General features: G+C 54.9%; 15 protein-coding genes, 1 tRNA gene and 1 other RNA gene. 15 read left to right on the top strand and 2 right to left on the bottom strand.

Features of this window, described 5'->3' with window-relative positions:
- Positions 1-89 precede the first annotated feature (89 nt).
- Positions 90-1688: a gamma-glutamyltransferase family protein gene (locus KTJ90_RS18710; RefSeq protein WP_499025709.1), complete on the bottom strand. Its 1599-nt coding sequence runs from the start codon at positions 1686-1688 to the stop codon at positions 90-92.
- A gap of 736 nt (positions 1689-2424) precedes the next feature.
- On the opposite strand from KTJ90_RS18710, the gene KTJ90_RS18705 reads away from it, so the two are divergent.
- A complete protein-coding gene (locus tag KTJ90_RS18705) occupies positions 2425-2721 on the top strand; it encodes an HTH-type transcriptional regulator (RefSeq protein ID WP_003848045.1) in 297 nt (98 codons plus the stop codon).
- Between the two features lie 38 nt (positions 2722-2759).
- Here the strand turns inward: KTJ90_RS18705 and KTJ90_RS18700 are convergent, their stop codons facing one another.
- Complete coding sequence (locus KTJ90_RS18700; protein ID WP_312545839.1) at positions 2760-3356, bottom strand: HD domain-containing protein; 597 nt, start codon at positions 3354-3356, stop codon at positions 2760-2762.
- Between the two features lie 62 nt (positions 3357-3418).
- Here KTJ90_RS18700 and KTJ90_RS18695 point away from each other — a divergent pair, with 62 nt between their 5' ends.
- From KTJ90_RS18695 to bcsB, 14 genes are all read left to right on the top strand, one after another.
- On the top strand, positions 3419-3883 hold the full coding sequence (locus KTJ90_RS18695; protein ID WP_003848049.1) for a MarR family winged helix-turn-helix transcriptional regulator: 465 nt from the start codon (positions 3419-3421) through the stop codon (positions 3881-3883).
- A 95-nt stretch (positions 3884-3978) separates the two neighbouring features.
- A complete protein-coding gene (locus KTJ90_RS18690) occupies positions 3979-4407 on the top strand; it encodes an organic hydroperoxide resistance protein (RefSeq protein WP_003848051.1) in 429 nt (142 codons plus the stop codon).
- 318 nt (positions 4408-4725) lie between these two features.
- A complete protein-coding gene (gene eptB / locus KTJ90_RS18685; protein WP_286862776.1) occupies positions 4726-6417 on the top strand; it encodes a kdo(2)-lipid A phosphoethanolamine 7''-transferase in 1692 nt (563 codons plus the stop codon).
- Between the two features lie 125 nt (positions 6418-6542).
- Positions 6543-6619: transfer RNA gene (locus KTJ90_RS18680), tRNA-Pro, on the top strand.
- Between the two features lie 35 nt (positions 6620-6654).
- Positions 6655-6784: non-coding RNA, RtT sRNA (locus tag KTJ90_RS18675), on the top strand.
- A gap of 1483 nt (positions 6785-8267) precedes the next feature.
- A complete protein-coding gene (dppA, locus tag KTJ90_RS18670) occupies positions 8268-9878 on the top strand; it encodes a dipeptide ABC transporter periplasmic-binding protein DppA (protein ID WP_003852001.1) in 1611 nt (536 codons plus the stop codon).
- Between the two features lie 171 nt (positions 9879-10049).
- Entirely contained in the window at positions 10050-11069 is a 1020-nt protein-coding gene (gene dppB, locus KTJ90_RS18665) for a dipeptide ABC transporter permease DppB (protein WP_003852000.1), read from the top strand.
- Between the two features lie 9 nt (positions 11070-11078).
- Entirely contained in the window at positions 11079-11981 is a 903-nt protein-coding gene (gene dppC / locus KTJ90_RS18660) for a dipeptide ABC transporter permease DppC (protein ID WP_003851999.1), read from the top strand.
- 12 nt (positions 11982-11993) lie between these two features.
- Positions 11994-12980, top strand: coding sequence for an ABC transporter ATP-binding protein (gene dppD / locus KTJ90_RS18655; protein WP_499025705.1), 987 nt, complete (start codon positions 11994-11996; stop codon positions 12978-12980).
- A complete protein-coding gene (dppF, locus tag KTJ90_RS18650; RefSeq protein ID WP_003851997.1) occupies positions 12970-13992 on the top strand; it encodes a dipeptide ABC transporter ATP-binding subunit DppF in 1023 nt (340 codons plus the stop codon). The genes dppD and dppF overlap by 11 nt, the downstream gene beginning before the upstream one ends.
- 519 nt (positions 13993-14511) lie before the next feature.
- Entirely contained in the window at positions 14512-15099 is a 588-nt protein-coding gene (gene bcsO, locus KTJ90_RS18645) for a cellulose biosynthesis protein BcsO (protein ID WP_499025703.1), read from the top strand.
- Positions 15090-15893, top strand: a complete 804-nt coding sequence (bcsQ, locus tag KTJ90_RS18640) for a cellulose biosynthesis protein BcsQ (protein ID WP_039658636.1) — start codon at positions 15090-15092, stop codon at positions 15891-15893. Before bcsO ends, bcsQ begins: the two co-directional genes overlap by 10 nt.
- 48 nt (positions 15894-15941) lie before the next feature.
- The gene (gene bcsA / locus KTJ90_RS18635; RefSeq protein ID WP_003851993.1) at positions 15942-18053 is read left to right on the top strand and encodes a UDP-forming cellulose synthase catalytic subunit; all 2112 of its coding nucleotides are present in this window, start codon (positions 15942-15944) and stop codon (positions 18051-18053) included.
- Positions 18050-20953 (top strand): cellulose biosynthesis cyclic di-GMP-binding regulatory protein BcsB, encoded by a 2904-nt coding sequence (gene bcsB, locus KTJ90_RS18630; protein WP_499025701.1) that lies wholly within the window; start codon positions 18050-18052, stop codon positions 20951-20953. Before bcsA ends, bcsB begins: the two co-directional genes overlap by 4 nt.
- The last annotated feature ends 10 nt before the right edge of the window (positions 20954-20963 follow it).

Genomic DNA, 20963 nt, shown 5'->3' with positions numbered 1-20963 from the left:
TCGCCCGCACGTCAGAGCGCGATACGTTTCCTGCCATCATGCGTTAACCTGAACGTCAGTTTAGCGGTATGGCGATCACGGCTGCAGCCTTAAAACACCACCGCCTGACCATCTTTGCGACTCTCGCTGGCTGCAATATAGAAACCCTGCGGATCGCGCACTATCGCCTGCGCGCCACCAAAGTTGTAATTGCTCAGGGGATCTTCCAGTACCACATTGTGCCCCATGCGGCGCAGCGTGCTCAGGGTATTGCGATCGAGTGTCGATTCAAACACCACCTCGCGTCCCTGTACCACCCGCCAGCGCGGCGCATCAATCGCAGCCTGCGGATTCTGGCGGTGCAGCATAATTCGCAGCGCCAGCTGGACATGACCCTGCGCCTGCATCGGGCCACCCATCACACCAAACGCCATCAGCGGCTGACCCTGCTCATCCAGCGCAAAGGCCGGGATGATGGTGTGAAAAGGGCGCTTACCGCCTGCCACCACGTTAGGATGGTCTGGATCGAGTGAAAAGCCCGCCCCACGGTTCTGCAGGCTGATGCCGGTGTCGGGCACCACCACGCCGGAGCCAAAGCCCATGTAGTTAGACTGAATGAATGAGACCATCATACCGCTGGCATCAGCCGTCGCAACATACACCGTGCCGCTCTGCTGCGGTGATCCAAAGCGGAAGTCTCCCGCTTTGTCAGGATCAATCAACGCTGCCCGCTGGCGGATATACTCTTTACTCAGCAGTAACGCTGCCGGGAACTCGAGATGATCTTCATCGGTGACATAACGCTCCAGATCAACCAGTGCCAGTTTCATCGCCTCAATGGAAAGATGCAGCCACTGCGGCGAATCAGGCGCATAACGGTTGATCTCCCACGCTTCCAGAATGCCGAGCGCAATCAATGTCGCAATGCCCTGACCGTTAGGCGGCAACTCCTGCACCGATCTCCCGGCAAACGGATGTGACAGCAGGGTAACCCAGTCGGCGCGATGGTTTTTCAAATCGTCCAGCGTCAGCGCCGCGCCATGTTCACGGGCAAAGGCTGTCATCTTCTGCGCCAGTGCACCGCGATAAAAACTTTCACCCTGTGTCTCAGCGATCGTCTGCAGGGTCCGGGCCTGAGCCGGATTGCGGAATAACTCGCCCGCACGGGGTGGACGGCCCTGCGGCGCAAAGCAGTCGATGAAGCCAGGCTGATCCCGCAGCTTGTCATAGCCTCGCTGCCACAGCTGACCAATCAGCGGTGATACCGGAAAACCGTTGCGCGCATAGTCAATTGCGGGTTGCGCCAGTGTGGTCAGCGGTAGGGTCCCGAAGCGCTGCGCCAGCGTGACCCACGCCGAGACGGCACCCGGGACGGTAACGGACTCCCAGCCGGTTTCTGGCATTGCACTCAAACCGGCGAAGCGCTCAGGATGCCACGCGGCGGGCGAACGGCCTGAGGCGTTTAATCCATGCAGCTCGCTGCCGTCCCAGACAATGGCAAACGCATCGCTGCCGATGCCGTTTCCGGTTGGCTCCAGCACAGTTAAGGCGATGGCGGTAGCGACAGCGGCATCTACAGCATTTCCGCCCTGCTGCAGCATCCGTAAGCCCGCCTGCGCCGCCAGCGGTTGTGAGGTCGCCACGGCATTGCGTCCCATCATCGGTACGCGATGAGAAGGGTATCCGACGTCAAAATCTGTTTCACGCATCGCTCTTCATCCTTTCAGGTGGCAGGTCTCTTTTTACCCGTCATGAGTGCGCAATCACAAGGCTGCACTTTTAGCGCGCATCAGCGCGATTAAGGACCGCTGACTGCACCGGCATGAGGCATCTGCCGTTTCGTTAGAGTGACTGTTGATTTCGCTGACGATATGGCGGCGTTCAGAATAAAAGATTTCTCCGCACGTCGCTGTGAGCCGCCGCGCGCCAGGGCTCAGGGGCAAACCAGGACTATTCTTAAATTAATCAGAACTGTGAATATAAGTGTTCATGAAGTAAACCATTGGCGTATATTTTGCAATCACTACCTGAAGAGGTGTAATGCCTCACAGAAATGAGAATGTGCCCGCCAAAAGCTTGATGGCATCCACATAAATAGCAAACACCATTTGATTTTTTTGCCCGCTGTGCAGGCGCAAAAATCAACCGCCTCAGCAGGTTAGAAGCGCTGGAGCGTTTTCGGCAAACGTTAGTTAAAAAAATAATTATAAATTGCGCGGCAAATAGTCAGGTCTCTATCCATACTTAGTCTCCCGGCATTTGTTGCATTGTTCTGACACCTTTATAAGCAGTGCACCGCAGGCTGTGTCCCGTAATGGTTTTTCTCATAACAAAAACAAACCCTTGCGGGATCCAGCCTGAACAGGCCCGGTTTCAGAGTCCTGACTTCAGGCTCGTACCTCTCTACTTTCACGTGCTTCATAGTGAGTTTTTAAGGAGTTCTCTATGGAATTAAAAGACCCGATGTTTGAATTGCTCAGCAGCCTTGAGCAGATTGTTTTGACACGTGATGATCGCGCCGCCGAGTTACTTATTCAGCGTCAGCAACCCGCCCAGCCAGAGCCACAGCGTCTGCGCGAAATGACCGGCATGCAGGTTGATGAGTTTGCTAAAGTGATGGGCGTGAGCGTATCTTCCGTGAAAAGCTGGGAAGCCCGGCGTACCCGTCCATCCGCGACGGCGCAGAAACTGATGAAGTTATTACAGGCCAATCCCTATCTGGGACGCCAGTTGCTTGAATAATCAGGCATCATGAAAACACCCGCCGCTGGCGGGTTTTTTTATGCGTGTTTTATGCTGTATTTAGCGGCCTGTTTGACAAACCAGCTCTCCGGCACGCTGTAGGGCGGCTCCCGCAACCGGGCAAGCCCGCTTTCTATGATCGTCGAAGCCTGCTGCCACAACTGTGCATCGCCCTGCTTCAGCAACGCAATCTGTATCTGCTTTTCCACCAGGTAGACCCGCGCAAAGTCAGGATCAAAACGTACAATCGCGCGGGTATTGTCGATGATGTCCGCCAGCTTGATAGTCTGGGCCTCAGGACTGGCGCTGGCCGTATGGCGAAAGTGCGCAAGCTTCCGGGCCGCCCGATTTTTCGCCGTAGCCGGTGCGCTATCGGTCAGCATCTCCACCAGGCTGGCCACGCGCGCGCCAAAGTGGGCTTCGATATCGCTCTGGGTCGTGGAGGTATCTTCTACGGTATCGTGCAGCCAGGCTGCCGCTAACAATGCCTCGTCATGGCTGACGCTGCGCACCAGTTCCACCACCGCGGCCGGATGAACAATATAAGGCTCATCGGTATATTTGCGGCGCTGACCGGCAGTGGCATGTGCCTCGGTGGCGAATCGACGCGCCTGTTCTTCCAGTGAATCCAGCATGCTTTTACCCCTGACTAAAAGTTTGCTTGCAATTATCTAGCGCGCTATATATATTGAATACCATGAACTGTGATCAAGATGACAAAAAAGTGAAAACGATGCCACTGTTGGTCGATCAGCAACTCTGCTTTGCGCTTTATTCTGCCAATCTGGCAATGAATAAAGTGTATCGCCAGTTGCTGAGCCAGCTCGACATTACCTATCCACAATATCTGGTGATGCTGGTGTTGTGGCAGAAAGATGATGTTACGGTGTCAGAGATTGGCGAGCAGCTTTTTTTAGACTCGGCAACATTAACGCCACTGCTGAAGCGACTGGAAAGCGCGGGTCTGATTAACCGGCAGCGTACCCGTCAGGATGAACGGCAGGTTGCAGTAACACTGACCGAGGCTGGCCGTGCGCTGCGCGTTAAGGCTGAAGCCATTCCTGAAGCGGTTAAATGTGCCACTGCCTGTGACGATGATGCCCTGCTGGCGCTGAAATTACAGCTTGATGGATTGCGTGATAACCTGATTCAGTCACGATAAATATTGCCGACGGGTGCATTGCACCCGTTGAACCTCACCGCCTGATTACGGTTAAATAAGTAGCAGGCGATTAAATAGTGTAACGGAGAAATGTCATGTCTTTAGAACAAGTGGTTTACCGCGCCAAAGCCAAAGCTACCGGTGGTCGTGATGGTCGTGCAACCTCTTCTGACGGTGTACTGGACGTTAAACTGGGCGTGCCAAAAGAAATGGGCGGTGCAGGCGGCGAAGTGACCAACCCTGAGCAGCTGTTTGCGGCGGGCTATTCTGCCTGCTTCATCGGTGCGATGAAGTTTGTTGCGGGTCGCGACAAAATCGCGATGCCAAAAGATGCGTGGATTGAAGGTGAAGTAGGTATCGGCCCGATCCCCAACGGCTTTGGCATCGAAGCGACGCTGAATATTCACCTGCCGGGAATGGATGAAGCAGAAGCGCAGAAGCTGGTGGATGCGGCACACATCGTGTGTCCTTACTCAAACGCCACTCGCAACAACATCGACGTGACGCTGAACATCATTCGCTAAGCATGCTGCGGGCCTGAATTATCAGGCCCGCACTTTTGCCTGTTATTCAATCCCACACTTCCGTCTCACTGCGTCAGCATGTCCGGTTAATCCTCCGCGCTGTGTACAAAAAATGTGCTAATCAGGTCGACAGCGATTATTATCTGGTCTATGAAACGCCCTCATGCTTTACTGAGCCACCTCGCGTTATAGCCTATAAATCCGTTCAGAATTTTCCTTCATCTTGTCCGGTCCGCTTATTCAGCGAACTCTGCCGCGTTTCGGCAGTCACATAAAAGATTTGGTTAAGCGCTTCACACCGGAGAAACACCTTTTTTCATGAATTATATTAAAACCCTGACTCAGCAGAAGTTATCGTTACTGCTGGCGCTCTACCTCGGTATCTTACTGAATTTACCAATTTTCTATCGTCGTTTTGATGGTTTTCTTTCGCACTCTACGATAACGAACTGGCTGACTGCGGCGACTGAAGTGGTGGCCATTGTGCTGCTGACTTTCTTCCTGATGCGGCTGCTGTCGCTGGGTGGAAAGTGGTTTTATCGCGTGCTGGCCACGCTGATAGTGCTGATTTCCGTTGCCGCTGCTTATTACATGGCATTTTTTAACGTCGTAATTGGCTACGGCATTGTGGCTTCGGTGATGACCACTGATACCGATCTTTCTAAAGAGGTGGTTGGCTACCATTTCATTCTGTGGATGGTGCTGGTCAGCGCGCTGCCGCTGCTGATGATCTGGCGTAATAAGCTGAGCATGACGTTGAATGAGCAGCTGCGCACGCCGGGACAGCGTCTTAAACCCTCCGTGATCATGCTGCTTTGCGTGGCGCTGGTCTGGTTGCCGATTCGCTTTCTGGACAAACTGCAGAAGCAAAACGAAGAGATTACCAACGTCGATCTACCGAGCTACGGCGGTGTCGTGGCACACTCTTATCTTCCTTCAAACTGGCTTGCAGCTGTAGGACTCTTTGCCTGGACCCGCGTGGATGAGACGCTGAATAGCGAGGAATTGCTGGATCCGGCGAAGAAGTTTACCTACGTCGCGCCTGCCGGACTGGACGACACCTATGTGGTGTTTGTGATTGGTGAGACCACCCGCTGGGATCACATGGGGATGCTGGGCTACGAGCGTGACACCACGCCAAAGTTGTCGAAAGAGAAGAATCTTGTGGCGTTCCGGGGCGAATCCTGTGATACCGCGACCAAGCTGTCATTGCGCTGCATGTTTGTACGCGAAGGCGGCACCATGGATAACCCAGGTCGTACGCTGAAAGAGCAGAACGTGTTTGCGGTGATGAAAGAGCTGGGCTTCACGTCTGAGTTGTTTGCGATGCAGAGCGAAGTCTGGTTCTACGACAACATCAATGCCAACAACTTTGCTTTCCGTGAGCAGATTGGTTCAGAGAAGCGTAATCAGGGCAAAGCGGTGGATGACATGCTGCTGGTGCCGGAGATGAAAGCGTCACTGGATCGTTTCCCGAAAGGTAAGCATCTGATCGTGTTGCACACTAAAGGGTCGCACTACCTCTATTCACAGCGTTATCCGCGCAGTTTCGCGAAATATCAGCCGGAATGTATGGGCGTGGATGAGACCTGCAGCAAGGCGCAGTTGATTAACGCTTATGACAACTCGGTGCTGTATGTCGATAGTATGCTGGATAGCGTGCTGGATCAGCTGCGTGATAAGAAGGCGATCGTTTTCTATGCCTCTGATCACGGTGAGTCGATTAGCGAGAATATGCATTTGCACGGCACGCCGCGCGAGATGGCGCCACCTGAGCAGTTCCGCGTACCGATGATGGTCTGGGCCTCCGATAAGTATCTGGAAGACAGCCAGAACCGCAGCAATTTTGAGCGTTTGCAGGCGCAGCAGCGCGTAGGCCGCACTCATCGCCATGTTGAGTTGTTCGACACCATTCTGGGCTGTCTGGGTTATACCTCGCCAGATGGCGGTATTAACCCCGCCAACAACTGGTGTCAGGCACCGGCAAAAGGTCAGGCTAAAGCGCTGTAATAGTGAGCGAAAAGGGCAGGGCAGGTGGTTAATTACGGGTAACCGCGTGCTTTCCAGGCGATTGGCGGCAAAAGCATAAAAAGCGGTTGACGCTGATCGGGGGTAGCAGTAACATGCGCCCCCATCGGCGAGTAGCGCAGCTTGGTAGCGCAACTGGTTTGGGACCAGTGGGTCGGAGGTTCGAATCCTCTCTCGCCGACCATATTTAAGAAAACCTGTCTGAAAAGACAGGTTTTTTTTCGTCTGTAACAAATGAGGATGAGGACCTCCGAAGGAGGTTTGAGCCGAGCGTAGCGAGACAACGTTGCTTCAGCAACGGCCCGAAGGGCGCTGCTCGAAGAGCAGAGTAATCCTCTCTCGCCGACCATATTTAAGAAAACCTGTCTGAAAAGACAGGTTTTTTTTCGTCTGTAGAAAAGTGATTTGCAGGCAAAGAATTAGCGCTGTGCGGGGTTCAGACGGCTGAAAGATCTAAACCCGAGTGAATCTGACAGCAGCGCATAAATTCAAGGCGGAGGGAATACGGGCAGAGGAGGAAAGCGTCCCACGCCATGGACGGCGTGGGCCGAGCGTCCATGGATGGTTTAAGCGACTTTCCGATCTGCCCGTGTTCCTGAGGCAGATCTCAATCTGACCGCTAAGCATTCACACTCTTATCAGCTGAGCGGGCTTCAGGGAGCATACGCCTTCCGCAAAGACGCAAAAGACGCCATCCCTGGCATGCTCAGCGCGGCCGATTACGCACCTCATCCCTGAGGTGCGCCCGTGGCCGGGCCAACGCATTGCGTTGCTCAAAAACGCTCCCGGCGTTTTTGTCCCTGGCCCGCGATGCTTTGCTACAGGTGTATGCTCCCTTCGCTTCACGTCTGGCAAACGCATCGGGTACTTACATGGGCGCTTCAGACGACTGACAGGTCCAAAGCCAGATCTCAATCTGACCGCTAAGCATTCACACTCTTATCAGTTGAGCGGGCTTCAGGGAGCATACGCCTTTCGCAAAGACGCAAAAGACGCCATCCATGGCATGCTCAGCGCGGCCGATTACGCACCTCATCCCTGAGGTGCGCCCGTGGCCGGGCCAACGCATTGCGTTGCTCAAAAACGCTCCCGGCGTTTTTGTCCCTGGCCCGCGATGCTTTGCTACAGGCGTATGCTCCCTTCGCTTCACGTCTGGCAAACGCATCAGGTACTTACATGGGCGCTTCAGAACGCCTGAGAAATCCAAATCATTTTTGTTACCTTCCAGAAAGTTCCAGTAAACCCCATCTTCCGCGCGTTCCACTTACTGACAATAATTATCCCTGCTTTCCCGCTGACAGGCCTTATCCCATAAGCGATGCGATCATAATTCGCGACACATTCTTCTTATGACCGAAAGCGGCAACATGCTGATTTCTTATGCTTCTTTACCAGCATATTCCGCTGGATGAACGTCATAACGCACGGTGAATCGTTCAGTTATTCAACATTTGCCGGTAAAAGTTTTAAGTTTTTTAGCGGTGAGAATCACTAGCGATAGAGCAGGCTTCCAGCACAATGCACGGAATTCAGGTCAGCTCTGCTGTGCATTGTATGGCATTTGGACAGAAACGGTTTTTATTACCGTTGCATGCGATTCCTCACACTCTGTGTAAATAAGTAACCGTTGTATTGACGTTCTTTGCAACTGTTGACAAATTGATGCGTCAATAAATGCGCAGTTACGGAATTTTCTGAATGCATAACCTGCATCTGAAAAAACAAAAAATCGTAGCGCGCGTTAACCACCTGTTCGGTGGTACGCCTGAACCGCATAAAAAAATCAGAGGTCAGGCAATACACACAACATCACATCACAATGGAGCAAACGCATGATCAACTCCCTGGCTAAATCCGGGATGCTGAAGGTCGGTCTGAGCCTGATTGCTATGACTGTCGCCGCCGGTGTTCAGGCAAAAACCCTCGTTTACTGTTCTGAAGGTTCTCCGGAAGGCTTTAACCCGCAGTTGTTCACTTCGGGCACCACCTACGATGCCAGCTCACGTCAGATCTACAACCGACTGGTTGAGTTCACCATCGGCACCACCGAACTGCACGCTGCACTGGCAGAGAAGTGGGATGTCAGCGAAGACGGTAAAACTTACACCTTCCACCTGCGCAAAGGCGTGAAGTGGCAGACCACTAAAGATTTCAAACCGACGCGTGACTTCAACGCGGATGATGTGGTGTTCACCTTTGAGCGTCAGCTGGATAAAAACAACGCCTATCACGGCGTCTCCGGCGGCAGCTACGAATATTTCGAAGGCATGGATATGCCTAAGCTGATCAGCAAAATTGAGAAAGTGGACGACAACACCGTTCGCTTCGTGCTGACCCGTCCTGAATCGCCGTTCCTCGCCGACCTCGGCATGGATTTCGCCTCGATTCTGTCGAAAGAGTACGCAGACAACATGCTGAAAGCGGGTACCCCGCAAAACGTCGACCTGAACCCGGTCGGTACCGGTCCGTTCCAGCTGCTGCAGTACCAGAAAGATTCGCGCATCCTTTACAAAGCTAACCCGAATTACTGGGGCACCAAGCCAAAAATCGATCGCTTAGTCTTCTCCATTACCCCGGATGCTTCAGTGCGTTACGCCAAACTGCAGAAGGGCGAATGCCAGGTCATGCCTTATCCAAATCCGGCTGACATTGCGCGTATGAAGCAGGACAAGAACATCAACCTGTATGAGCAGGCGGGCCTGAACGTCGGCTATCTGTCATACAACGTTGAGAAAAAACCGCTGGATAACCTGAAAGTACGTCAGGCACTGACCATGGCGGTCAACAAAAAGGCGATTATCGACGCCGTTTATCAGGGTGCAGGTCAGCCTGCTAAAAACCTGATCCCACCAACAATGTGGGGCTATAACGACGCGGTGAAAGACTACGCATACGATCCTGAGAAAGCCAAAGCGCTGCTGAAAGAAGCGGGCATGGCAGACGGTTTCTCAATCGACCTGTGGGCAATGCCGGTTCAGCGTCCTTACAACCCGAACGCACGCCGCATGGCTGAAATGATTCAGAGTGACTGGGCGAAGATTGGCGTCAAAGCCAAAATCGTCACCTACGAGTGGGGCGAATATCTGAAGCGCGCCAAAGCGGGCGAGCACCAGACCGTCATGATGGGCTGGACCGGCGACAATGGGGATCCGGATAACTTCCTGGCCACCCTGTTCAGCTGTTCAGCGGCTAAAGATGGCTCTAACTACTCGCGCTGGTGCGATAAGTCCTTCGAGGACCAGATCCAGCCCGCTCGCGCGACTGCCGATCAGGCGAAGCGCATCGAGTACTACAAACAGGCACAGGTTGTGATGCATGACCAGGTACCGGCGCTGATGATCGCGCACTCAACGGTATACGAACCGGTCAGCAAGAAAGTCTCCGGGTACAAAGTCGATCCGCTGGGCGGACACTACTTTGCTCAGGTAGACATTAAAGAATAATTGTCGCCTTTTCCGGGGCGGCTGCGCGTCGCCCCGGCTTTATCTCCCTGTTTTACTGGAAACGGTAGAGGCGCAGCCAGTCTGCGTCGCGGTCGGGCCTACCCGATCGTCAGATGTAAGCAATAACAACCCTCGCGGCGACGGTCGCGCGGACAAGAGAGAACCCGGATTATGCTGCAGTTCATACTCCGACGTCTGGGCCTTGTTATCCCAACGTTTATCGGCATTACATTACTCACCTTCGCGTTTGTTCACATGATCCCCGGCGATCCGGTGCTGATCATGGCGGGCGAGCGCGGTATTTCTCCTGAACGTCATGCACAGTTAATGGCACTGTTAGGGCTGGATCAGCCGCTGTGGAAACAGTACCTGCACTACATTAACGGCGTATTACATGGCGACCTGGGCATTTCACTTAAAAGCCGCATCCCGGTCTGGGATGAGTTTGTTCCGCGCTTCAAAGCGACGCTGGAACTCGGTATCTGCGCCATGATATTTGCCGTGGCCATTGGCATCCCGGTAGGGGTTCTGGCGGCGGTGAAGCGCGGTTCGATTTTTGATCACACCGCTGTGGGAATCTCACTGACCGGCTACTCCATGCCGATCTTCTGGTGGGGCATCATGCTGATCATGCTGGTTTCGGTTCAGTTCAACCTGACACCCGTTTCCGGGCGGGTCGGCGACACCGTCTTCCTGGATGACAGCATGCCACTGACCGGCTTTATGCTCATCGACACCTTCTTCTGGGGTGAGCCGGGCGACTTCCACGATGCGGTCATGCACATGATTCTGCCTGCCATCGTGCTCGGTACCATTCCGCTGGCGGTGATTGTGCGTATGACGCGGTCGGCGATGCTTGAAGTACTGGGTGAAGATTACATCCGTACGGCGCGCGCTAAAGGCCTGACGCGGATGCGTGTGATCGTGGTGCATGCGCTGCGAAACGCCATGCTGCCGGTGGTCACGGTAATTGGTCTGCAGGTCGGCACGCTGCTGGCCGGGGCGATTCTTACCGAAACCATCTTCTCATGGCCGGGTCTGGGTCGCTGGCTGATTGAAGCGTTGCAGCGCCGTGACTATCCGGTGGTGCAGGGCGGCGTGCTGCTGACCGCAGTACTGATCATCGTGGTCAACCTGCTGGTTGATCTGCTGTATGGCGTGGTTAACCCGCGCATACGTCACAAGAAATAAGGGGGCATCATGTCTGTTGTTGATCCCGGCAGCGTTACCGTTGCACCCACGCCGATGACCCCGTTCCAGGAATTCTGGCACTACTTTAAACGTAACAAAGGCGCCGTTGTGGGCCTGGTCTACATCATCATTGTATTGCTGTGCGCTATCTTTGCCGATGTACTGGCCCCGCATGCACCTGCTGAGCAGTTCCGCGATGCGCTGCTGCATCCGCCGGTCTGGCAGGAAGGCGGTAACTGGAGCTACATCCTGGGCACCGACGACGTGGGCCGCGATGTGCTGTCGCGTCTGATGTACGGTGCGCGCCTGTCACTGCTGGTGGGCTGTCTGGTCGTGGTGCTGTCACTGATTTTCGGCGTGATATTTGGCCTGCTGGCCGGTTATCTCGGCGGCGTGGTCGATGCCATCATCATGCGTGTAGTCGATATCATGCTGGCGCTGCCAAGTCTGCTGCTGGCGCTGGTGCTGGTCGCCATCTTTGGCCCCTCAATCGTCAACGCCTCCATCGCGCTGACCTTTGTGGCACTGCCGCACTATATCCGTCTGACCCGCGCGGCGGTGCTGGTCGAAGTGAACCGCGACTATGTGACCGCTTCCGGCGTGGCCGGTGCGGGTATGCTGCGCCAGATGTTCGTGAATATTCTGCCTAACTGCCTTGCTCCGCTGATCGTGCAGGCGTCATTAGGTTTCTCCAACGCCATTCTCGATATGGCGGCGTTGGGCTTTCTCGGTATGGGTGCGCAACCGCCAACGCCGGAGTGGGGCACCATGCTCTCCGACGTTCTGCAGTATGCGCAAAGTGCCTGGTGGGTAGTGACCTTCCCTGGATTGGTCATTCTGCTTACCGTGCTGGCATTTAACCTGATGGGCGATGGTTTGCGTGATGCCCTCGACCCGAAACTCAAGCAGTAAAGAGGCACCGAGATGGCGTTATTAAATGTAGACAAACTATCGGTGCATTTCGGCGACGATAAAGCACCGTTCCGTGCGGTTGACCGCATCAGTTATCAGGTAGAGCAGGGCCAGGTTGTGGGTATCGTGGGCGAGTCTGGCTCCGGTAAATCAGTCAGTTCGCTGGCGATCATGGGGCTGATCGATTTCCCCGGCAAAGTGATGGCTGAGAAGCTGGAGTTCAACCAGCGCGACCTGCAACACATCTCCGAACGCGAGCGCCGCCAGCTGGTGGGTGCAGAAGTGGCGATGATTTTTCAGGACCCGATGACCAGCCTGAATCCCTGCTACACCGTGGGTTTCCAGATTATGGAAGCGATCAAGGTGCATCAGGGCGGCAATAAACGCACGCGGCGTCAGCGGGCAATCGACCTGCTGAATCAGGTCGGTATTCCCGATCCTGCGTCACGTCTCGATATCTATCCGCACCAGCTGTCGGGCGGCATGAGCCAGCGTGTGATGATTGCGATGGCGATCGCCTGCCGGCCAAAGCTGCTCATCGCCGATGAGCCGACCACAGCGCTCGACGTGACTATCCAGGCACAGATCATCGAACTGCTGCTGGAGTTACAGCGGCAGGAGAACATGGCGCTGATTCTGATTACGCACGATCTGGCGTTAGTGGCAGAAGCGGCTCACCACATTATCGTGATGTATGCCGGTCAGGTGGTGGAGAGCGGCAAAGCGACCGATATTTTCAAAGCGCCGCGCCATCCCTATACGCAGGCGCTGCTGCGTGCGTTGCCAGAGTTTGCGGCTGATAAAGCGCGTCTGGCCTCGCTGCCGGGCGTCGTGCCGGGTAAATATGATCGCCCGGTTGGCTGTCTGCTGAATCCACGCTGCCCTTATGCGACTGACCTATGTCGTCAGGAAGAACCTGAACTGCGCACTATTCCAGGACGCCAGTCCAAGTGTCACTATCCGCTGGACGATGCCGGGAGACCCACTTATGAGTCATGAAATTAAGAAAGATCAGTTTCTGTTACAGGCGATTGATCTGAAGAAGCACTACCCGGTGAAGAAGGGACTGTTTGGTCAGGAGCGTCTGGTCAAGGCACTTGATGGCGTCTCTTTTGATCTGGAACGCGGTAAAACGCTGGCAGTGGTTGGCGAGTCAGGCTGTGGTAAATCCACGCTGGGCCGACTGCTGACCATGATTGAAACCCCGACCGAAGGGCAGCTCTACTGGCACGGTCAGGATCTGCTGAAACACGATCCTCAGGCGCAGAAGCTGCGTCGTCAGAAAATCCAGATCGTGTTCCAGAACCCGTATGGCTCACTCAATCCGCGTAAAAAAGTGAGCCAGATTCTGGAAGAGCCGTTGGTGATCAATACCACGCTTACCAAAGCGGAACGTCGCGAGAAGACGCTGGAGATGATGGCGAAAGTCGGCCTGAAAACTGAACATTATGACCGCTATCCACACATGTTCTCCGGTGGCCAGCGCCAGCGTATCGCGATTGCGCGCGGGCTGATGCTCGATCCGGACGTGCTGATTGCTGATGAGCCGGTTTCGGCGCTCGACGTGTCGGTGCGTGCTCAGGTGCTGAACCTGATGATGGATCTGCAGCAGGATATGGGCCTCTCATACGTCTTTATCTCGCACGATTTATCCGTGGTAGAACACATAGCCGATGAGGTGATGGTGATGTACCTTGGCCGTTGCGTAGAGAAGGGCAGCAAAGAGGCGATTTTCGCCAACCCACGCCATCCTTATACCCAGGCTTTGCTGTCAGCGACACCGCGTCTTAATCCTGACGACCGTCGTGAGCGTATTAAGCTGACCGGCGAGCTGCCAAGCCCGCTGAATCCGCCACCAGGCTGCGCCTTTAATGCACGCTGCCATCGGCGTTTCAGCACCTGTGTACAGCTGCAGCCAAAGTTGAAAAACTATGGCGGGCAGGAAATTGCCTGCTTCGCGGTTGATCAGGATGAGAATCAGCCGGTTGGGGTGGCAGAAAACGTCAGCTGAGTAATCACCTTGCCTCCAGCCGAAGGCTCCTTTCTGGAGCCTTTTTTTATCTCAATTCAGTGGCAAGCCGCACCGCTGGCGGTTCCGCACTCATATTCTGATTATTTCCCTCCTGTTTTCTTTACCACTTTTAACCTGTTTTTTTCTGGTGATATTTTCAGCGGAAAAAGATAAATGCCATCAATCCCTCATGGCGGCGAGCGGCTTTTTGCTGCACCTGAAATGGCCTTGTCGCTGTTAAATACGCTGTGTGGTATGAGTCCTTCTGGCTGGGCCATTCGTTGCCACAGCGGCTATTTCCGAAAAATTTTAAAAAATATCCAGACAATTTAACTTAAATTTAATTTATTAATTATCTGGGGTTATACGCTGAGAATGGCTTTTAGTCGGCAGGGTTTAATCTTTATGATTAAACTATTTTATTGAATTTGCTCTTTTTGTAATCAGGTTTTTCTGACTGACATTCAAGGGATGTGTTATATTCCAGGAAAATTCCCCCCTTGTGGCAGGCCACGGTCAATGAAGAATAATTACGATGATTTGCAGCGTTTTAAAGAGAAAACGCAAACGCTCGACATCGACTTTAAAGATATGTCTGGCCAGACGCAGGAAGCGGCGGAACACAGTAAATGGGCATTGATTCGTCAGCTGGCGAAAGAAGAACAGCAGGCGCCATTGGGTAGCGGTCAGCGTATCGACCTGCCTCAGCCTCAGCCGCTGCGCGGTGATGAGTTCACTGCTCCTCTGCCTGACGCTCCTGCACGACCTGCGACCCTGAATGTGCAACCGGCAATGGCTGCCCGCACGTCGATTCTCGATAGCCTGTCAGGCAGCAGCCTGACAGCAACCAGTGCCGCTGAACGCGGTCCTTCGTCACTTTTTCCGCTACCGCCGCCACCACGACCACAAGTGGCTGAGCCTGTTGCTGCCCTTCGTGCAGAGCCCGTCCTGCGCGCCCCGGTGGCGGATCGACAGCCTGTCATCTCGCCCTCCGCCCCCCATTCTGAACCCGAACGGTTTGGCGCGCTGTTCCGCTCGCGCGATGTGACTCTGCCGAAAGAAACCTTACTCAAACCGTTACTGGAGAAGATTGCGTTATGCCGTTAGTTTGTGTGTGCTCGCCGAAGGGAGGCGTGGGGAAAACGACGCTGGCGGCGAATCTGGCCTGGAGTCTGGCACGTTCCGGTAGCAAAGTTCTGGCGATTGATTTTGATGTGCAGAATGCATTGCGTCTGCACTTTGGCGTGCCGCTTCATGATGGTCGTGGATTTGTAGCGCGCTCAGAAGAGCAGGCGGACTGGAGCCAGTCAATTCTCACCACCGGCGGCAATATTTTTGTCCTGCCTTATGGCGACGTCACCGAGCCCCAACGTGAACGGTTCGAAGAGAACCTGATGAAAGATCCCCACTTTATTAAACGCGGTCTGGATACGGTGCTCAATTATCCCGGCCTGGTAATTGTGGCTGATTTTCCGCCTGGTCCCGGTCCTGCCCTTAAAGCAATGACGGCGCTGGCCGATATGCATTTAGTGGTGATGTTAGCGGATACCGCGTCAGTGTCGTTATTACCGCAGATTGAAGAGAACCGGATGACCGGTAAACCGCTCAATAATAAGCAGGGTCACTATTTTATCCTGAACCAGTGCGACAACCGCCGGAATATTAATCGCGATGTCACCGCATTTATGCAGCAGCGTCTGGGCGATAACTTACTGGGCGTGGTTCACCGTGATGAAAGCGTGGGTGAAGCCAATGCTTCCCAGCAGTCTGTTTATGATTTCAGCCCGGCTTCGGCAGCGGCATTTGATATTGAACTGATCGCGAAGCGTGTCAGCAGCATTCTGAATATCACCGTGGGTAATGGCGAAGTTCAGGCTCCCATCCGCACAAACCACTATTAGCCGACTTCTGCAGGCGACTATCTAACACAGCTCTTCTCAGGGTGAATCATGAGTAAAATCGGGTTTTACCTGCTGCTGCTGGTGCTTGCACCCGTTGCCGCGGTGATCATCATTACGCCAATGGACAGCCAGAAACAGTATATTTTTGGTCTGATCAGCATTGGCATGATGTTTTTATTGGGTTTCAGCAAGAGCCGCAAAATAACTGTGGTGATGGTGATTCTCTCTGCCTTGATGTCCAGCCGCTATATCTGGTGGCGCACTACTGAGACGCTGCACTTTAATTCCGAAGTTGAGGCTATTTTAGGGATTGGCTTATATCTGGCGGAGCTTTACGTCTGGCTGATCTTAATTCTCGGCTTCCTGCAAACCACGTGGCCCTTAAAACGCACGATTGAACCTTTGCCAGACGATACCAGTCTGTGGCCGACGGTTGATATTTATGTGCCTTCCTATAATGAAAGTCTGGATGTGGTGCGCGACACTGTACTGGCCGCGCAATGTATCGACTACCCGCGTGACAAACTTAAAGTTTATCTGCTGGATGATGGTAAGCGCAGCGAATTTGCCCGCTTTGCGGCAGATGTCGGGGTAGGGTACATCACCCGCGACGACAACAAACATGCTAAAGCGGGTAACCTCAACCATGCGATGAAGATCACCAAAGGTGAGCTGATTTGCATCTTTGACTGCGACCACGTGGCGACCCGTACCTTTCTGCAGGCAACGGTGGGGCCGTTCCTGAAAGATCCGAAGCTGGCGCTGCTGCAGACACCACACTATTTCTATTCTCCCGATCCCTTTGAGCGTAACCTGCGCGCCGCGCGCAGCATTCCAAACGAAGGCTCACTCTTTTATGGCCCGGTTCAGCAGGGCAACGACAACTGGAATGCCACCTTCTTCTGTGGCTCCTGTGCGGTGATCCGTCGTTCAGCGCTGGAAGAGATTGGCGGCTTTGCTGTTGAAACTGTCACCGAAGATGCGCATACCGCCCTGAAAATGCAGCGGCTGGGCTGGGGCTCCGCCTTTCTGGCCATTCCGCTGGCTGCCGGTCTGGCAACCGAGCGTCTGGGCCTGCATATCATTCAGCGTACCCGCTGGGCGCGCGGCATGACGCAGATTTTCCGCGTTGATAACCCGCTGTTTGGTCGTGGCCTGAAATGGCAGCAGCGTCTTTGCTACCTTAATGCCATGCTGCACTTCCAGTTTGGTCTGCCACGCGTTGCCTTCCTGACTGCGCCGCTGGCCTACCTGCTGTTTAACCTGAATATTATTCATTCCTCGGCGTCGCTGATCTTCGCCTACGTGCTGCCGCACCTGGTCATGTCGCTCTATGTTAACTCCCGCATGAATGGCCGTTTCCGTTACACCTTCTGGGGTGAGATTTATGAAACGGTGATGTGCTTCCATCTGGTGATTCCGACCCTCCTGACCCTGCTGTCGCCAAAACATGGGAAGTTTAACGTCACCGATAAAGGCGGCGTGCTGGATCAGGGGTTCTTCGATTTCCATATCGTGCGTCCGCACGTGATTGTGGCGCTGCTGCTGGGCATCGGAATTGTGGCGGGTGTGGTGCGTGCCGTGATGCATGACTACTTTGGCGTCGATCCTTATGTCATCGCACTCAACGTCGGCTGGGCAATTTTCAGCCTGATCATTCTGATGGCGGCGATTGCCGTGGCGCGCGAAACCAAACAGGTGCGTAAAACTATCCGCGTAGATGTGCAAATCCCGGCGATTATTCACTACGCCAGCGGCATTTCCTCACGCACCCAGACCAGCAACCTTTCGATGGGCGGTGCGCAACTCGACGCGCCAGATGGACGCCATGAAACGGATGAGATTGAAGAGATTGATCTGATGCTGAAATCCGGCGCGATCACCATTCCGGTCAGTAAGATTTCCGGTGATGAGGAGAGCATTCGTCTGCGCTTTGAGGCGATGCCGCTGGCGCGTCGCCGCGAACTGGTCCGTGTGGTACTGGCGCGTGCGGATGCCTGGATTCAGCCGGAGTATAAGCAGGACAACCCACTGATTTCGCTGGGCACCATTATCCGTACCGTATTTGAGCTGTTCTGGCTGACCTGGAAGGGCCGCCACGATAAACGTAAAAATGTCGATCCGGTGGCTGCGGCGGCGAAAGAGGATGGCGTGGCATGAAGATCCTGACGCAAACTTTGCTGGCCAGTTCACTGACCGCAGCGTTATGGCTGACGCCCGCTGGCGCGGAAACGCCGGCTGCGGGTGATAACAGCACTGCCCCGTTAAACAGTTCTGCGCCGATGCCGTCTGGTGCCGTTTCTGCTACGCAGCCAGCCGATGCAGCAGCCAGTGCGCCGGTAAACAGTTCAGCGCCGACACCGCCTGATGCCGTTTCTGCTTCGCAGCCAGCTAATGCAGCGGGCAGTGCGCCAGTGACAAATCAGGCGCCGGTCAGTGATGCCGCGCCTGCGGCACCGATGAATAATAGTGCCACGCCGACAGCCGGTTCAGCCCAGGTGACGGCCCCGGTCAGCGGTGGCGAGTCTGCCACGCAGTCAGTGCCATCAGCGGCCCCGGCTACCCAGGCTACAGAATCGGCTTCGGCTTCTGCGCCACAGAGTGCCGCACCGGATGCGACACCAGCAGCCACGACCCCATCCTATGCACCCGCTGGTGATACAACATCAGCATCTCAGGCGTCAGCGACCGCTGAGGCTTCTGCGCCGGTCGCCGCACCCGTGACGAGCACCGGTGCCGTGACCCAGGACAGCAGCGCGCTGTCCGCGGTGCCACTGCCACAGGGACTGAGCAACGCCGATCCGGCGCTGGAAGCGGCTGCCAGTGCGCTGCCCTACGCGCCAGGCCAGGCGACGATGCCGGTTGCAGAACCGCAGCTGCCGATTACCGCAGCCATCAATCAGCCCATCAGCAGCACGATCTCAGTGGCTCAGATGGGCCAGTCACGTGGCATTACGTTGACCGGCGGCCAGTTACAGTCGGGCATCACCTTTACCCTGCCCAGCGATGAAGTCATTACCAATGCACGACTGAATCTGACGCTGCGCGTCTCTGCCGCCCTGGCCGCACGCAATACGTCGCTGCAGTTGATGCTGAATGGTCAGCCACTCGGCACACTGCCGCTGGGAGCCACTGACAGCGACGTCAGTGACTATGAGCTGGATGTTCCCGCGGCGATGGTGGTGTCGAGCAACAACCTGAGTTTTAAAATTAACGATGCGGACAAATTGCTGTGTGAGAAAGAGAGCGCGCAGCAGTACCAGGTCACCATTCTGCCGAAGACCTCGCTGCACCTTGAGGGGCAGCAGCTTAATATCGGTACCAGTCTGCGCAATTTTCCGCGTCCCTTCCTGGATCCTCAGCGGATGACGGCGTCCACTATCACGATGGGCTTTGCCAGTAACCTCTCACCCGATGCGGTCAGCGCGGCGGCACTGGTCGCTTCCTGGCTCGGTATTCAGAGTGATTATCGTGGCATCCGCTTCCCGGTAGTACGCGGCGAACTGCCGGAAAACAACGGTATCCTGTTTGGTCATCCTGGCGATCGGATCGGTACCCTGACGTTCCCGGCCAGTAATGGCCCGATGTTGCAGGTGGTGGATAATCCCAACAACCCGGTTTACAAATTGCTGCTGGTGAGTGGCAACAATGAAGAGCAGTTGCGTCAGGCAGCGAACCGGCTGACGACGCAGCCATTCGCGACCGATGAGAGCCAGCTGCAGGTTCCTGTACAGACCATTGGCAACCGCAAACCTTACGATGCACCACGCTGGATTAACACCGACCGACCGGTACGTCTGAGCGAACTGCTGCGTAAGGATCAGAGTCTGACCAGCAGTGGCATCTGGCATGATGCGCTACGCGTTAACTTCCGCGCTGCACCTGACCTGTTCCTGTGGGATGGAAAAACGGTGCCGGTCAACCTGCACTATCGTTTCCCGTCGGAAAGCTGGATTGATGAGGACAACTCGTTTCTCAACGTCATGCTTAACGGTACGTTCCTGCGCAACCTGACGGTGAATAAAGTCGGGCTGCTGGAAAACGTCTGGCATCGTTTAGGCGGTGACGCGCGTCAGGAGCAGTATCAGCTGAATCTCGAACCCTATCTGATTTATGGCGACAACCAGCTTGCACTCTACTTCAATATTAAACCGCGAGCCGATGCGCCCTGCGGTGTACTCCTGAACAACAACATTAAGAGCCGGATTGAAGAGGACTCATGGATCGATCTGAGCCATACCCGTCACTTCAGCATGCTGCCAAACCTCTCTTACTTTGTGGGTGCCTCGTTCCCGTTCTCGCGTCTGGCCGATTTCGGCCAGACCACGCTCCTGCTGCCGGAAACGCCCAGCAATGCCGAGCTATCGACGTTGCTGGATCTGGCGGCGCGTGCCGGTAACGCTACGGGGGTGGCACTGACGCAGAATCAGGTGCTGTTTGGTCTGCCCAACGGCGGCACCAACATGGCGCGCTTACAACAGAGCGATCTGCTGGCGGTCAGTACGACCGGCAACAGCGCCTTTAATCAGGCGATGCTGGCAGCATCACCGTATGACGCCACGAGCAGCACCTTTGGTGTGAAAGAGCCCGATACGCTGGAAAAATTACGCGGCTGGCTGACGGGCGACTGGAGTCTCCAGCAGCTGGATGCCGACCGTTATTTCTCCTCCAACGAGGCGTGGCGAGGCTTCCTCAGCTACCGATCGCCGTGGAATCGCGATCGGCTGGTGGTGATGACGGTGGCAACCAGCGACGATCAGCTGCTGCGACTGCATAACGATTTGAGTTCGGCGCAGATTAACGCCGGAATTCGGGGCGATACCGCGATTATTACCGATGAAAACGGTATTCGCAGTTTCCGCGTCGGGGCGCAATTCCCCAGCGGCGAAATGCCCTGGTACATGATGGTGGTGTGGTATGCCAACCAGCACTCGGTGCTGCTGGCGCTGGCGGCGATGCTGCTCTCTGCGCTGGTGGGCAGTGCGGCCTGGGTGATGCTGAAGCGTCATGCGTGGCGGCGTCTGAACCCAAAGCAAGATCGTGATTCCGGCAGGAAGTAAGGATAATAAT

The sequence above is a fragment of the Pantoea jilinensis genome, from assembly GCF_019104105.1.
Lineage (GTDB): Bacteria > Pseudomonadota > Gammaproteobacteria > Enterobacterales > Enterobacteriaceae > Pantoea > Pantoea eucalypti.
This window is presented reverse-complemented; position numbering and strand designations above follow the sequence as displayed.

Coding starts and splice junctions, on each gene's coding strand:
- KTJ90_RS18710 (WP_499025709.1), bottom strand. CDS start 1,688: ATGCGTGAAACAGATTTTGACGTCGGATACCCTTCTCATCGCGTACCG.
- KTJ90_RS18705 (WP_003848045.1), top strand. CDS start 2,425: ATGGAATTAAAAGACCCGATGTTTGAATTGCTCAGCAGCCTTGAGCAG.
- KTJ90_RS18700 (WP_312545839.1), bottom strand. CDS start 3,356: ATGCTGGATTCACTGGAAGAACAGGCGCGTCGATTCGCCACCGAGGCA.
- KTJ90_RS18695 (WP_003848049.1), top strand. CDS start 3,419: ATGAACTGTGATCAAGATGACAAAAAAGTGAAAACGATGCCACTGTTG.
- KTJ90_RS18690 (WP_003848051.1), top strand. CDS start 3,979: ATGTCTTTAGAACAAGTGGTTTACCGCGCCAAAGCCAAAGCTACCGGT.
- eptB (WP_286862776.1), top strand. CDS start 4,726: ATGAATTATATTAAAACCCTGACTCAGCAGAAGTTATCGTTACTGCTG.
- dppA (WP_003852001.1), top strand. CDS start 8,268: ATGATCAACTCCCTGGCTAAATCCGGGATGCTGAAGGTCGGTCTGAGC.
- dppB (WP_003852000.1), top strand. CDS start 10,050: ATGCTGCAGTTCATACTCCGACGTCTGGGCCTTGTTATCCCAACGTTT.
- dppC (WP_003851999.1), top strand. CDS start 11,079: ATGTCTGTTGTTGATCCCGGCAGCGTTACCGTTGCACCCACGCCGATG.
- dppD (WP_499025705.1), top strand. CDS start 11,994: ATGGCGTTATTAAATGTAGACAAACTATCGGTGCATTTCGGCGACGAT.
- dppF (WP_003851997.1), top strand. CDS start 12,970: ATGAGTCATGAAATTAAGAAAGATCAGTTTCTGTTACAGGCGATTGAT.
- bcsO (WP_499025703.1), top strand. CDS start 14,512: ATGAAGAATAATTACGATGATTTGCAGCGTTTTAAAGAGAAAACGCAA.
- bcsQ (WP_039658636.1), top strand. CDS start 15,090: ATGCCGTTAGTTTGTGTGTGCTCGCCGAAGGGAGGCGTGGGGAAAACG.
- bcsA (WP_003851993.1), top strand. CDS start 15,942: ATGAGTAAAATCGGGTTTTACCTGCTGCTGCTGGTGCTTGCACCCGTT.
- bcsB (WP_499025701.1), top strand. CDS start 18,050: ATGAAGATCCTGACGCAAACTTTGCTGGCCAGTTCACTGACCGCAGCG.